We start from the raw sequence: 13,655 nt of genomic DNA on the forward strand, positions 1-13,655 counted from the left end.
CATTTATTCTAGTTCCTAAAACTCACTTATTTCTTAATAGGTTCTTAAGAAATTCTTAATTCACTTATACGAATATAAAACTAAATAAGCTTCAATTCATTGTATTGTAAATTCCTCATTGCATAACATTATAATGTACAGATATTTGTTATAAATGATGTTATCTAAAGTATTCAATTTCAGTATGTATTATTAACGTAGTTAATATATGGTTAATATGAAGTTCCAAATTTTGATTGTTTGTAGTCTCTTTATCATAGAGTTAATTTAGGGGTTATTTTTTGTTCACTTCATTTTTTTCGGCACCCTGCATCTAGACAGTATACCCATTGGCCACAGTTAGACTATTTCAAATCAAAAAAATAGATTACCTGCACACTAAAGAGTATAGTGCACAGGTAATCTAGTTGTTTTTGAGATTAATAAAAAACTAATTTATTTTTTGAATTCTTCCATCAATAATAGACTGAATTGGTTCTTTTGATTTTTTTATATAATCTACTAATGCTTCAAAATCAGTTGGTCCTGTTTCAGCATCTTTACCGTTTTTAAAGGATACAAATCCATCTCCACCTGAAGCTAGAAATGCGTTCGCAACGACGCTGTAAGTTTTAGAAGGAATGATTTCTTCTCCATTTGTTAAGCGAATACTTGTTACTTTTTCTCCATTAGGCTTGTTCGCATCCCAAGTGTATTGGATTCCTGAAATTTGAAGCATTCTTGTTATGTCTTTTTGCCATTGTTGATTTAAAATATCACGAATGTCTTGACCTGTTAAATTTACTTTTATTAATTGATTTCCGAATGGTTGAATACCATATATCTCTCCCCATGTAATATCACCAGCATCTAAGTCATTACGAATACCACCAGGATTCATAAGTGCAATTTGAGATTGCATTGTTGTACGCTGGGCATCAGCAACTAAATTTCCAAGAGTAGATTCACCAGCCGTATTGAGTTTGCGATCTAGTGGCGCAATAGACTTACCTACAACTTCATTAACAAGAGGTGCGATTTTTGCTTGATATTTCTCCATCTTCTTCTTGATTTTTTTATCAGGCTCTATGCCTTCATGGTAAGTTGTAACAATTTCTGCTTTTTTCTCAACAATATCTTGTGTTTTACGATCAATCTTTACATCAACATCAGCAAAAGCCATACCATATGAATTTGCTTGTACGACAAGTTTATTATTAACAGTTCCATTTACATAGGTGTGGCTATGCCCACCAAAAATAACATCGACTTCTGGATCAGTCTCATTTGCTAATCGGACGATATCACCATTTGTTACGCCGTTCCCATCTGTTATACCTCCATTATGTGCAAGAACAACGATAGATTTAACGCCTAGTTTTTTTAATTGCTTTACGGATTTGTTAATAGCTTCAACTTCATCTGTAATTTCTACATTCTTTAGCATAGTAGGCATAACAAGATTAGGAACATCCGTTGTTACGACTCCGATAAATCCAACAGGAACTCCTTGTACCTTTTTTATAGTGAATGGTGGTAAAAATAAACGACCGGTGGATTTATTATAGAAATTTGCAGCAACATATGGGAATTTTGCTCCTTTAAAATTCCCTGTTTTCTCATGGTATCCACCATAAATAAGGCGGTTCATTTCTTCAACACCTTCATCAAATTCATGATTTCCTATCGTTCCAACATCGAATTTCAAATCATTTAGAAATTCAATTGTAGGTTCGTCTTGTAATAATGCTGAAACAGGAGTACTTGCTCCAACAACATCGCCGGCATGTACCTTTAATGTATTTGGATTTTGTTTTTCACGATCACGTAAATAAGCCCCTAAGTACTCAATTCCCCCTGCATCTTTATTGTTAATTTTTTTTACAGTGTCTAGTTGCCCATGAAAATCGTTAATACCGAGCATTTGTACATCTATGTAGCGGTTTTGTTCTGTACTTGCTTGGATTGAAGGCGCAGCAAATACACTAGTAAAAGTAACTGTACTTAATGCTAAAGCAACTGGAATGATTTTTTTCAACATAAAATTTCTCTCCCCTAATTAAAATCTGACATAATACGATGTTATTTTAATATATTAAGAGAATTATTTCTACAAAAATTCTACTAATTATAAAAATTAATAAGATTTTATTTTTTTCTGACAAATAACTCCTTCCTCAAAAATGTGAAGGTGTAAAACGTCAATTTTAAGTGGAGGATGAATATTTGTAAGCTTAAGCCTACACTTTTTATTAGGATGTAAAGGGCCCCACTCAACTTAAGAAACTTCACTACCCAAAACAAGAAAATGTGCGTTTCTTTGTTTGGAGGATTATTCAAAATATTATCTTGATCGTAATATAGCAATACATCTAAAAGACCTAAAAAAACTCTAATCAATAAATTTTTGCTGTTAAGAAGAATATTCAATTCGAAACTAATGAATATTTATCAACCTAACATATCATTACCACCATTAAAAAAAGAATAGAAATTTCGTTATGAAAGATTTCTATCCTTTGAATTGATTACGGTGGTGCACTACTCCGCATTAAAAAAAGATGCTCCTGGCTTTATCCAAGAGCATCTTTTTTTAGATTTATTTTTACTTGTTTATAATTTATCAATTAACAATTATATAGTTGTAATCAGTCCTTTAAAAATAATAGGAGTGCTTCATTAAATTCTTTAGCATGCGTTGCATTTAGCCCATGTGGACCACCCTTTATTAAGGCTACTTTAGAATTAGGAATTGCTTCATGTGTTAATTTCCCACTATATTCATATGGTACAGTTGCATCAGAATCACCGTGAATAATAAGAGTAGGTATATTAAACTTCTCCAAGTCTTTTCTAAAATCTGTCTTACTAAAGGCGGTAATACAATCAAGTGTTCCTTTAGGTGATGCACTGGCTGCAATATCCCAATTATATAAACGGAATGGCTCACTAACTAAATCTGTTCGATTACCAGCCGCGAAAAATCCCTTAGTAAATTCATCAAGAAATGCAAGGCGGTCATTTATCACACCACTTTTGAATGCTTCAATTGTTGCATCATCTAAGGCCCCTTCAGGATGATCCTCTGATTTGTATAAATATGGAGGAACTGCCCCAGCAAAAACAGCCTTTTCAATACGATCTGTTCCATACGTACTAATATACCGGGCTACTTCGCCTCCCCCCATAGAAAAACCAACAAGTGTGACATTTTGAAGCTCTAAATGTTCTAATAGTTGATGTAAATCAGAAGTAAAGGTATCATATTCATACCCTTCCCACGGCTGAGATGATTGTCCAAATCCTCGACGATCATATGTTATAACTCTGTATCCAGCCTCAACAAGAGCGGGAACTTGGTATTCCCAAGATCGACCACTTAACGGCCAACCATGAATGAGTACAACTGGTTTTCCTGTGCCATGATCCTCATAATATATCTCAATTGGTTCTTGATTTTCGGTTCCTACAGTAATTTTAGCCATGCTTCTACCTCCCAAAAATATTCTAATATGTATCCTTTTTTTCAATAATCCGGATGAATGTCATAACCTATTCATGCACGTTTATATTGTGAACTCTAAGTATGAAACTCTATTGTTCCAATGCATTCATTTTCTCCTTTTGGAACAATCCCCCCTCTAATACCTTTTTCATCATAAAATAATTACTGAACATTACTCCTATTCAATTGTAATAACAAAAATAGGTGACTATCAATATCATTCTATCTATAGGATGTATAGGTAAAACCAATCTATTTTATAGTGAAAACAACTATAGTTACAACCTATACAAATTATAGATAATTTAGAATTGATTAACGAATCAGTTTTCAAATACTATAAATTTGTATAGCACTTCATGTTCTGTGAATGCTGCTATAACCAATATTATTGGTCAGCTTAGTTATAAACGACGAAACTTATGATAGTATTCGACTATTTAAACTTTCTTCGATTACTTAATTTTTAGGAGGAATACATAATGACTGATCTCTATTCTCGTATTAACAAAGATGATGCTGTCGTGCTTTTAGTAGATCATCAAACTGGTCTTATGTCCGGACTAGTACGTGACTATGGTGTTGATGAATTCAAGAACAATGTTTTAGCTCTTGCTCATACTGCTAAGTTTTTTGATTTACCAGTTATTTTAACAACAAGTTTCGAAAACGGGCCTAATGGACCTTTAATGCAAGAATTGGTTGATCTCTTTCCTCATGCACCAAAAATAGCTCGACCTGGACAAATTAACGCATGGGATAATGATGATTTTGTAAAAGCAATCGAAGAAACTGGAAAAAAACAACTTATCATCGCAGGCGTAGTTACGGACGTTTGTGTTGCTTTCCCGGCACTTTCCGCTATAAAAGCTGGATATGAAGTATTTGCTGTTACGGATGCTTCAGGAACTTTCAGTAAACAAGTTGCAGATGCTGCCAATACTCGTATGGCACATAGTGGTGTACAACTTATGAACTGGTTTAGCGTAGCTTGCGAATTACAACGCGATTGGCGCAACGATGTCGAAGGTTTTGGCAATTTGCTTGCTAGCAATCTTCCAGGCTATCAAAATATAATTGGAAGCTATAGGGGAGCTCAGCGAGATCTTAGTAAACAAAATGCATAAATGTATTTCAAAGAAATAGCTTTAAATCACTTTCAAAAAAATGGATGGTATACATTTAGTGCTGATTAAATCAGCACTCTCTTTTAATTTAAAAGGTATAGCAAAAATTTTATTTTTACGATTACAATTTTAAATTAACAGAAAATATATTATTTTCAATAATATCTATTTTAAACAATTAAAAAAGGAGCGTTTTATTATGAGTAATTTAGAATTGTTAAATCCGGAGAACAGTGCATTAATTTTGATTGATTTTCAACCTCAAATGACTTTTGGAGTTGCAAGTATTGATAGACAAACATTGATTAATAACGTTATGCTACTTGCTAAATCAGCAAAAACTTTTAACGTACCTACTATTCTTACTACAGTTGAGACACGCAGCTTTTCTGGTTATTTTTGGCCACAAATTCTTGACATATTCCCAAACCATGAAATTATAGAACGCAGTTCAATGAACTCTTGGGAAGATCCAAAATTTGTTGAAGCAGTTAAAGCAACAGGTAGAAAGAAATTAATATTTGCAGCACTTTGGACTGAAGTTTGCCTTGCATTCCCTGTGCTTGAAGCAATTAAAGCTGGCTATGAAGTGTATGCAGTTGATGATGCTTCAGGTGGTACTAGTCTGACAGCACATAACGCTGCTATGCGTCGTGTAGAACAAGCTGGTGCAATTCCAGTGACAGCAATTCAAGTTTTACTTGAATACCAACGTGACTGGGCACACAAAGACACTTATGATGCTGTAATGGAAATTGTAAAGGAGCACACTGGCGCTTATGGTCAAGGAGTAGAATACGCATATACTATGGTGCACGGCGCGCTTCCAAGCAGGAAAATATGAAACAAGAAGGAGTAGCTGTCGAAGAGACTTATACAGGGAACACGATGGATGCTGCTGATCCAGTAACAACGATTGTTACATGGGAAATTCAACAAGGTAAAGAAAAACAGTTTGAAACATGGAGACATGAAATCGAAGCTGCCGCTACTAAATTCCCAGGGCATTTAGGTGTAAATCTAATAGTTCCAAGTAACGAATCGAGAGAGTATACTGTTATTTTTCGATTTGATACGTATGAGCATCTACGTGCTTGGCAAGAATCAGACATTCGCCGGGATTTGTTAAAAACGGCAGAACAATTTCAAGCTACTAATCCAAGTTACAAAACTGAAAGTAGTTTGGCTTATTGGTTTGTTACTCCGAAAACGCCAGTTCCACCGCCAAAATGGAAAATGTCTATCGTTACCCTTCTGGGTGTATGGCCTCTTAGCATGTTAGTTCCTAAAGTGATAGGACCTATTATAAAACATATGAATCCTATTATGTCCGCTTTTTTCGTTTCTGTATGTATAGTGTCCTTGCTATCATGGGTAGTCATGCCGATTTTCGGTAAATTATTTCATCCATGGTTACAAAATAATAGAAAGTAGACGAGGTGTGAACATGAATTTACCGGATATGATCTTATATAACGGAAAAATTACTACCCTTGACCCATCTCAGCCTGAGGTATCTGCTATCGCCATAACTGATGGTTTAGTCACTGCAGTAGGTGGAGATGAGCTTCTTAATAGTGCCACGGAAAAAACAAAAAAAATAGACCTTAAAAGAAAGAGAGCTATTCCAGGCCTGAATGACTCCCATATACACGTTATTCGTGGTGGTCTGCATTATAATATGGAATTACGTTGGGAAGGCGTGCCATCACTTTTTATTGCTCTAGAAATGCTCAAAGAACAGGCAAGGCGTACACCTGCTCCTCAGTGGGTAAGAGTTGTTGGAGGTTGGTCTGAGTTTCAATTTAAAGAGAGACGGATGCCAACTTTGGAAGAGATTAATGCTGTGTCTGAGGATACTCCTGTCTTTGTGCTACACCTTTACGATAGAGCACTTGTAAATCGTGCAGGGCTACGTGCACTGGGATATACAAAAGATACACCAGACCCTCCAGGCTGCTTAATTGAGCGGGATAAACGAGGTAATCCAACTGGCCTTTTAATTGCTAACCCTAACGCTTCTATTCTTTATTCAAGTTTGGGTAAAGCTCCAGTACTTAATCTTGACGACCAGATTAACTCAACTCGCCATTTTATGCGTGAATTAAATAGATTAGGTATTACAAGTGCCATCGACGCAGGTGGTGGATTCCAAAATTATCCGGATGATTATAAAGTTGTTGAACATTTAGCTGAGAAAGATCAATTAACTTTGCGTATTGCGTATAATCTATTTACGCAAAATCCAAATCATGAATATGAAGACTTTGCTTCATGGGCAAAAATTGTTTCTCCAGGTCAAGGAACTGATAAGTATAAAATGAATGGTGCCGGAGAGATGTTAGTATTCTCAGCAGCCGATTTTGAAAAATTTCAAATGCCACGGCCTGAACTAGCTACGATGATGGAAGCTGACTTAAAGAAAGTAATTTCTCTATTGGTGGAAAACCGTTGGCCCTTCCGTTTACATGCAACTTATGATGAGTCAATCACACGTTTCTTAAATGTATTTGAGGAAGTTAACAGAGAAATTCCTTTTAATGGTCTACGCTGGTGGTTTGATCATGCAGAAACAATCTCAGATCGTAGTATGGAACGTGTTAAGGCTTTAAATGGCGGTATTGCCATCCAAGACCGCATGGCTTTTCAAGGTGAATACTTTGTTGATTTATACGGAAAGGAAGCTGCAAAGCATACACCTCCGATTTATCGTATGTTAGAACTTGGTATACCTGTTGGCGCCGGTAGTGATGCAACTAGGGTTTCCAGCTATAACCCTTGGGTTGCTCTTTACTGGATGGTTGCTGGAAAAACCATTGGTGGTCTTTCGATATACGATGAAAAAAATAAACTTGATAGAAAAGTAGCCCTGGAATTATATTCAAAAGGAAGTGCGTGGTTCTCTGGTGATGAAGGTAAAAAAGGAACCCTGGCAGTAGGTCAGTTTGCTGATATTGCTGTATTGTCTGCTGACTACTTTACTGTGCCAGAAGAAGAAATCAAAAACCTTGAATCATTACTCACCATTATGGGTGGACAGGTTGTTTATGGAAATGATGAATTTAAAAATTTATCACCTGAATTGCCGCCAGCATCACCTGATTGGTCACCGACGGGCATTTACGGTTATGGTGGTGCTAACCTAGCCAACACTATACTTTCCCACGATTCCCATGATAACAAGTTACATAGTTGTAGTAACCCTTTCCATCAACACACTCATACCGTAATAGGAAAAGATGGAACTAAATGGGGGATTGGTTGTACTTGCTTTGCTTTCTAAGTCAAAACCACCGGTATAATGCCGGTGGTTTTCTTTCTACAATAAGGGTATGTAGATTCGAAATAACATTGTATATCCCTACATGGAACCTGTTACTATGCGATAAGACCGAAGAATTGATTGATTAACTTAACTTGTTTTTGATAGCCTTCTCTCCTTGCAAAGTCTGTCCTTTTTTCCTTAATTAAAAGTCAATGGTATCCCCCTCTTGATCGACTACACCACACATATAAATCCACTGCCCTTTGACTTTAATATAGATCTTAATTTTTCAATTGTTACACTAGAATCATTATTATTTCTATTACACTGATACTTTTTGCGAATCATTTAACTTCTGCATAAAGATACGTGCTGCAAAACTTAAAAATTTATCATCAAAGTGAATAAGATTAATATCTTGGCTTGGTGTTGGGTCAGTAATACGAACTATGCTCAAAGTATCATTATTAACAAAGTTAACCAGTGAAAGAGGTATTATGGCAACCCCATGTCCATTGTATACAAGGCTCAATAGAGAAATAGAAGATTTTGTTTCTATATTTGCTTCAGATAAAGATAACCCTAAACTCTCACAATATATCTTAATAGATTCACGACAACTACATGAAACCATTATTCTACTCAGCCCTACTAATTCTCGAAAAGAAACAAATGATTTTTCATTCAAAGGATGATTTTTTGGAATGACAAGGACGAGCTCTTCACTATACAAAAGAGTGTTTGTTAATGTGTCTGGAATTTGAGCACTACGTGTAATCCCGAAATCAATATTTTTGTCAACGATTTGATTTACAGCAACTTCAGATTCTATAATTTTTACTACGATGTTGGGATAATGTTGTTGAAACTTCATAATATAAGGTGTTAAATAAGTGAGATCCTCTAATAAACCTCCTATAGTAATCACACCTCTTTTTACACCCTTTAATTCAAAAATTTCATTATAAACGTCATCAAATTGTTGCATGATAAATTTTCCTTTATCAAATAGCAGCTTACCCGCTTCTGTCATTTTGATACCTCTTCCAACTCGATGAAACAAAGGTGTATCAAGTTCACCTTCTAAAACACGGATTTGTTGACTTAAAGTCGGCTGTGAAATACCTAGAACTTCCGCAGCTTTAGTAAAACTATTATTATTACAAACTTGAATAAAATACTCTAAATGACGTAATTCCATTCTTGATACCCACTCTCCGCTTTATGAAAGATTTATAATTTAAAGGACGATATGTATACGTTAACATAACAACTTCATTTCATATTATACCGATTGAAATTACACGCTTTATTCATTTTGTATTATAATAAATTTACTACCATTTATTAATTTTTCCTCCTATTTATTTAATTTATATTTAATTAGGACATTACTAATTCGAGATATATTTCTAAACTTTTATAGTTCTAGTGCATAATACCCTAATTTTTTCAACTTTTCGATTATCATTTTTTTCTCAATATAGTCCAAACCGCCAAATATTTGCCGAATCGCCTCTTTATGCTGAGGAAAAATAATATCCATTAGTTCAATACCTTCTGAAGTAATTGACGCATACGTGACACGGCGGTCTCTAGGACATGGTTTTCGTATTAAGAACCCCTTCTTTTCCAACTTATCCACTACATACGTGATACTACTACTTGCAAGTAATATTTTATCTCCAATTTTTTGTATAGGCTGATCGCCTTTACTATATAGTAGCTCAAGCACTGCAAATTCAGTTGGATTAAGTCCATAACTTTTTATATCCTCTTCAATACGCTTAGTAATTGCCTGTGCTGCCCTTGATAATGTAACAAATAACTTTAAAGATAAGCTCTCATCATTAATCACACTCATAATTACCAATCCTTTACAAGTTATCTTGAATTCGAGATTTATTATATTATCGTCTAAATATTATGTCAATCATTCATTTTAGCTTTATCAATCCATTTATAATTTATTTCTCAACATATGACATATGGAATTAGAAGAAAACAATTGTTAATATATAAGTATCTCAATTACGTTATTTCTTTTAAAGAGAGCTTGTATTCTAACGCAAGTTCTCCTTTTTTATATTCTAAATTGAATCCGGACAAAGTTCACATATTGAGTCTGCCCATGTATATGATATAGTTTTTAAACAAAGATTAGAGCCCTCCTACAAGAAGGAGAGCTCTAATCTTTCATATAAATATTCACCATTTTTATCATTGCGGGGACATCAAAACTTTAACTTGATGAGGATATGGGACTATCCCAATTAACAAATATTACAAACCATATATCTAGGTTAATATCTATCATATTTTTTATAAACAGGATTAATTAGATTTAAAAAAAGATTTCTTTTTCTTTACTCGTAATAAGTCACCTGTCCATCCTTTGAATCGCATATACATATACATCCCCCCTGTTGTGAAAATAATAAATAAGAGAGCGATTAAATAGCTATATTTCCATTCCAGTTCAGGCATGTATTTAAAATTCATACCCCATAATGCTCCTAAGGCTGTCAAAGGCGTACTCACAGCAGTTAATACAGTAAGAGCTTTCATAATTTCATTCCCACGATGAGAAGAAACAACTTCTTGCAAATGAATCATCGTGTCTAATTCTTCTTGGTACTCTTTAACAAGTTGTAATCCACGCTCTAATTTTACGTGTGTTTGTTTATAACAAAGGGTGTTTGTTAGTTTTTCTAACCAAGCTTCTTTTAGGCCTTGTAACACTTCTTGTATTAAGCGAAACACATGTGTGTTCATAAATAATTCATGACGAATATGATAAATCCTTTCTAAAACTGCTATGTTATTATGATGATAAAAATCCCATAATACATTTCTGAAATTGTTTTCAAAGTAGTCAACCTTTCGCAAATAATGAGATATAAACATTGATAAGATAGCACATAATCCTTCAGCAGAACTATTACAATTTTTTGTACCCATAGGGATATTATGTATTAATTTTTGGAAATCCTCTTCCTCCTTTTCCTGAACTGTTATCAGTATTCCATGAGCTACGAAATAATGAAGAAATTTTTGAATTTTGGCGTCCTTTTTATCTTGATCATATAAAAACGAACCATATACACAAGTTTGACTTGGTGATAACGTATAAACATATAATCCATTTTCACAAGGAGAACTTATTTTCTTTACAAATTGAGAGAAATAAGATGTTACATCACGAGGGATTATAGAAGAAAGTTTTTCAAGCTCACTAGTTTTCACATGATACCAACTCCATTTCGTCATTTTTATGCATTCCATATTATTCTTCCTTTCTAAATAGTTTTATGTTTGATCGAATCATATCCGTAATACGAAATTTGTATGTAGGTATTCATGTCTTGAAGGAAAAGTTTTTAGATCATCTAAATTACAAAATAAATGACATAGGAGGTCTTATTCTTTTAAAAGGAAGACCCCCTATATATTAGTTATTTTTATTTTCAATTTTAAACATTTCCTCTATACAAGCACTTTTTATCTTTTCTTATAAAGAATTTATTATATGTGGAAAAGAAGCTACATAATTTGGCACGTCTATTCAACGAACTCCATTTCAGTCGTTATTATAATTTGGATTCATATGCAGATTGATTGGTGATGTCGTCAAATACTTGACTCCCAATAATGTAGTATCCATGAAGTGCAGCCTCTTTCGAAGCGTCTACCATACGGAAAGAAGAAATTTCACTTTGCATTTTTTCAATTCGTTTTTTGTGGAGATCTACTATTCCTCCTGTCCAAATGATAGTATCATACTGTTCTAACGTAAATTGTTCTTGTAATACACGTATGACGTCTTGGAAGTGTGCATCCAACTCTTTTTGAATCAAAGTATGAACCTGACTTGTCTCATGATTTTCTTCTCGACATTCATATCCTTTTTCTAATATGTTTGGCATGTCGTTAATATGCAATTGATTACTTTCACCCTCATGATTCTGCACGATATTCTTAATATTTTTCAAAGGCTTGCTACATCCTAGTTCCGTCTCATAATGATTTAAAATGAGATTCTGTTTCATATCTGTCATTTCTAATGTACGAAATCCACCATCAATAATTAAGATGCGATCTCGTTCCTGAATGATTCCCTCTTTTAAGAGATAGGCATGTAAAGCGACCGGTTGCTGAAGAATCAAAGCATTTTCCACCGTAATATTAATAAATTTCCCATCAATTTGCACGGAAGTTTCTTTTTTTAGTGCACGTTGTAATTGCTCATGCTGACTACCAAAACAAGTGATGGGAAGCCCGGTAACAACTAGAGGTAACACGACATTTTCTTTATAATCCTTTGCAATGCAACCAAATATTTGTTGTTTAAACTCTTCGCTTTCATAATAATTTTCTATTTCATCGTCAAATGGAGGAAGAAATGAAGCGTCAGATTGATGTGCTTCATTTCCCATGTAGTATGCAAATTCTAAGTCTATAAAACTTACCTTTGTTAAATCTTCACTTTCAGCATGATTAGGTACAGGGGCTAGTGTGGAAGCTTCACTCTTGACCGTCATCTCAGAATCTACATCCTGTCGATATGCCCTTTTGGTAAAGCCAATTCCTACATCAATTGCATACAGAGATTTCATACTTTTTTCCTCACTTTCTATTTTTAGAGTTAAATCTAGGCACTCTCTTCTTTCCCTTCTTTCACATATTTCTTTTCATTTTTCGTTTTTTCCCCGTCTAAGTTCTTACTATTTTCATTTATTTCGTAATCCTTTTCACCTGTTTTCTTTTTATTATTTTCGTTTTCTGTTAAGTCTTTAATGGTAGAAATGACAACTGGTGTGGCTGTAAGCAGTTGTGGTAATGTTTGTTTTGCAACATTAGCTGCAGTTACAGAAAATTGTTTACTTGTCTCAGTTACCTTCTCCAATGTTTCCTTTATGTTTCCTTCTTGTAGTTTTTCTTTTACGCTTTTTCCTTTTGTTTGTATAGCTTTCCGATTTTCTTTTTTTAATAGGGAGACTATGACTCCGGTCGTAATTCCAATCACAGCATATTTAAATATTGTATGTTTCATTTTTCTCATCCTTTTCTATTTTTATTTTCTTCAATGCTACAACCTAAAATAATTACCTTACCTATTTATCAGATGTTGCAATCTATTAGAGAGAATGATAGTTTTGCGGCTGCCTATCACTCGCCGTTAGTGTTTCATCTGTTACTAGGAGTAAAATTCTCCCTTGATCTAGTTTTTCTTCATATAAGTTAGCTTCCTCCTTCGACAACCCCATTTCCTCCATTTGATTTCGGAGCTCGTCCCCTTTTTTGGAGAAAAAGTTGATAATACTTGTGCCCAATCCTTGTTCTTTTACTCCAATCGTATTTGTGTTTGTATCATCCGCAATCCTTTTTGTTATATGTTTTTCATGCGCTAAAACATAAATGTCATCGTGGCGAACCCCTTGCAATTCTAGCTCTTTTACTTTCATAACTACTTCCTGTTCATTTTGATATTCATAAACTACCGTTTTTCTTTCATTCGTATGCATGGTATCTTTCCTCCTTTAGATTTTTTATTTAGTTGTTATGTAATATGTAATACACCTATTTTAAAGATGTTAAACCTAAATTTTCAAAAAATTTTACACAATAGGTTATGTTTTTAATATCAAAGAAATGTCACAAGAACTTTGCTTTGATAAAAGCGCTACAAATAGCGATTTGTTTGGAAGGTAAGCGCATTATTTTATAGAAATCATAGAAAAATAAAAAAGCACTCCTTTTCAAAGAGTGCTTTTAAAAA

At 34.1% G+C, this 13,655-nt stretch carries 12 protein-coding genes; 4 read left to right on the plus strand and 8 right to left on the minus strand.

Annotation, left to right across the window (positions count from 1 at the left end):
• Window positions 1–430 precede the first annotated feature (430 nt).
• Window positions 431–2,020, minus strand: a complete 1,590-nt coding sequence (locus tag OXT04_RS07595; RefSeq protein ID WP_016512618.1) for a bifunctional metallophosphatase/5'-nucleotidase — start codon at window positions 2,018–2,020, stop codon at window positions 431–433.
• Between the two features lie 607 nt (window positions 2,021–2,627).
• The gene (locus OXT04_RS07600) at window positions 2,628–3,464 is read right to left on the minus strand and encodes a bromoperoxidase (RefSeq protein ID WP_001074328.1); all 837 of its coding nucleotides are present in this window, start codon (window positions 3,462–3,464) and stop codon (window positions 2,628–2,630) included.
• A 502-nt stretch (window positions 3,465–3,966) separates the two neighbouring features.
• Here OXT04_RS07600 and ycaC point away from each other — a divergent pair.
• The 4 genes from ycaC (at window position 3,967) to OXT04_RS07620 (ending at window position 7,894) form a co-directional block, all read left to right on the plus strand.
• Complete coding sequence (gene ycaC / locus OXT04_RS07605) at window positions 3,967–4,611, plus strand: isochorismate family cysteine hydrolase YcaC (RefSeq protein ID WP_000131214.1); 645 nt, start codon at window positions 3,967–3,969, stop codon at window positions 4,609–4,611.
• Between the two features lie 199 nt (window positions 4,612–4,810).
• Entirely contained in the window at window positions 4,811–5,455 is a 645-nt protein-coding gene (locus tag OXT04_RS07610; protein WP_000067162.1) for a hydrolase, read from the plus strand.
• A complete protein-coding gene (locus tag OXT04_RS07615; RefSeq protein WP_000806852.1) occupies window positions 5,452–6,045 on the plus strand; it encodes an antibiotic biosynthesis monooxygenase in 594 nt (197 codons plus the stop codon). The genes OXT04_RS07610 and OXT04_RS07615 overlap by 4 nt, the downstream gene beginning before the upstream one ends.
• 13 nt (window positions 6,046–6,058) lie before the next feature.
• Entirely contained in the window at window positions 6,059–7,894 is a 1,836-nt protein-coding gene (locus OXT04_RS07620; protein WP_267414112.1) for an amidohydrolase, read from the plus strand.
• Between the two features lie 304 nt (window positions 7,895–8,198).
• On the opposite strand, the gene OXT04_RS07625 is transcribed toward OXT04_RS07620, so the two are convergent.
• The 6 genes from OXT04_RS07625 to OXT04_RS07650 form a co-directional block, all read right to left on the minus strand.
• Window positions 8,199–9,077, minus strand: coding sequence for a LysR family transcriptional regulator (locus OXT04_RS07625; protein WP_000423187.1), 879 nt, complete (start codon window positions 9,075–9,077; stop codon window positions 8,199–8,201).
• A gap of 219 nt (window positions 9,078–9,296) precedes the next feature.
• A complete protein-coding gene (locus OXT04_RS07630) occupies window positions 9,297–9,740 on the minus strand; it encodes a MarR family winged helix-turn-helix transcriptional regulator (protein WP_097996965.1) in 444 nt (147 codons plus the stop codon).
• 470 nt (window positions 9,741–10,210) lie between these two features.
• Window positions 10,211–11,161: a magnesium transporter CorA family protein gene (locus OXT04_RS07635; RefSeq protein ID WP_000388935.1), complete on the minus strand. Its 951-nt coding sequence runs from the start codon at window positions 11,159–11,161 to the stop codon at window positions 10,211–10,213.
• Between the two features lie 305 nt (window positions 11,162–11,466).
• Window positions 11,467–12,492, minus strand: a complete 1,026-nt coding sequence (locus OXT04_RS07640; RefSeq protein WP_267414113.1) for a ParM/StbA family protein — start codon at window positions 12,490–12,492, stop codon at window positions 11,467–11,469.
• Between the two features lie 35 nt (window positions 12,493–12,527).
• Window positions 12,528–12,929, minus strand: a complete 402-nt coding sequence (locus OXT04_RS07645; protein WP_000683216.1) for a hypothetical protein — start codon at window positions 12,927–12,929, stop codon at window positions 12,528–12,530.
• Window positions 12,930–13,014: 85 nt separating this feature from the next.
• Window positions 13,015–13,401: a YflT domain-containing protein gene (locus OXT04_RS07650; protein WP_000557322.1), complete on the minus strand. Its 387-nt coding sequence runs from the start codon at window positions 13,399–13,401 to the stop codon at window positions 13,015–13,017.
• Between the last annotated feature and the right edge of the window lie 254 nt (window positions 13,402–13,655).

Source organism: Bacillus sp. GC_Bacil_1 (genome assembly GCF_026540675.1).
In the GTDB taxonomy this organism is placed as follows: Bacteria; Bacillota; Bacilli; order Bacillales; family Bacillaceae_G; genus Bacillus_A; species Bacillus_A cereus.

Coding starts and splice junctions, on each gene's coding strand:
- OXT04_RS07595 (WP_016512618.1), bottom strand. CDS start 2,020: ATGTTGAAAAAAATCATTCCAGTTGCTTTAGCATTAAGTACAGTTACT.
- OXT04_RS07600 (WP_001074328.1), bottom strand. CDS start 3,464: ATGGCTAAAATTACTGTAGGAACCGAAAATCAAGAACCAATTGAGATA.
- ycaC (WP_000131214.1), top strand. CDS start 3,967: ATGACTGATCTCTATTCTCGTATTAACAAAGATGATGCTGTCGTGCTT.
- OXT04_RS07610 (WP_000067162.1), top strand. CDS start 4,811: ATGAGTAATTTAGAATTGTTAAATCCGGAGAACAGTGCATTAATTTTG.
- OXT04_RS07615 (WP_000806852.1), top strand. CDS start 5,452: ATGAAACAAGAAGGAGTAGCTGTCGAAGAGACTTATACAGGGAACACG.
- OXT04_RS07620 (WP_267414112.1), top strand. CDS start 6,059: ATGAATTTACCGGATATGATCTTATATAACGGAAAAATTACTACCCTT.
- OXT04_RS07625 (WP_000423187.1), bottom strand. CDS start 9,077: ATGGAATTACGTCATTTAGAGTATTTTATTCAAGTTTGTAATAATAAT.
- OXT04_RS07630 (WP_097996965.1), bottom strand. CDS start 9,740: ATGAGTGTGATTAATGATGAGAGCTTATCTTTAAAGTTATTTGTTACA.
- OXT04_RS07635 (WP_000388935.1), bottom strand. CDS start 11,161: ATGGAATGCATAAAAATGACGAAATGGAGTTGGTATCATGTGAAAACT.
- OXT04_RS07640 (WP_267414113.1), bottom strand. CDS start 12,492: ATGAAATCTCTGTATGCAATTGATGTAGGAATTGGCTTTACCAAAAGG.
- OXT04_RS07645 (WP_000683216.1), bottom strand. CDS start 12,929: ATGAAACATACAATATTTAAATATGCTGTGATTGGAATTACGACCGGA.
- OXT04_RS07650 (WP_000557322.1), bottom strand. CDS start 13,401: ATGCATACGAATGAAAGAAAAACGGTAGTTTATGAATATCAAAATGAA.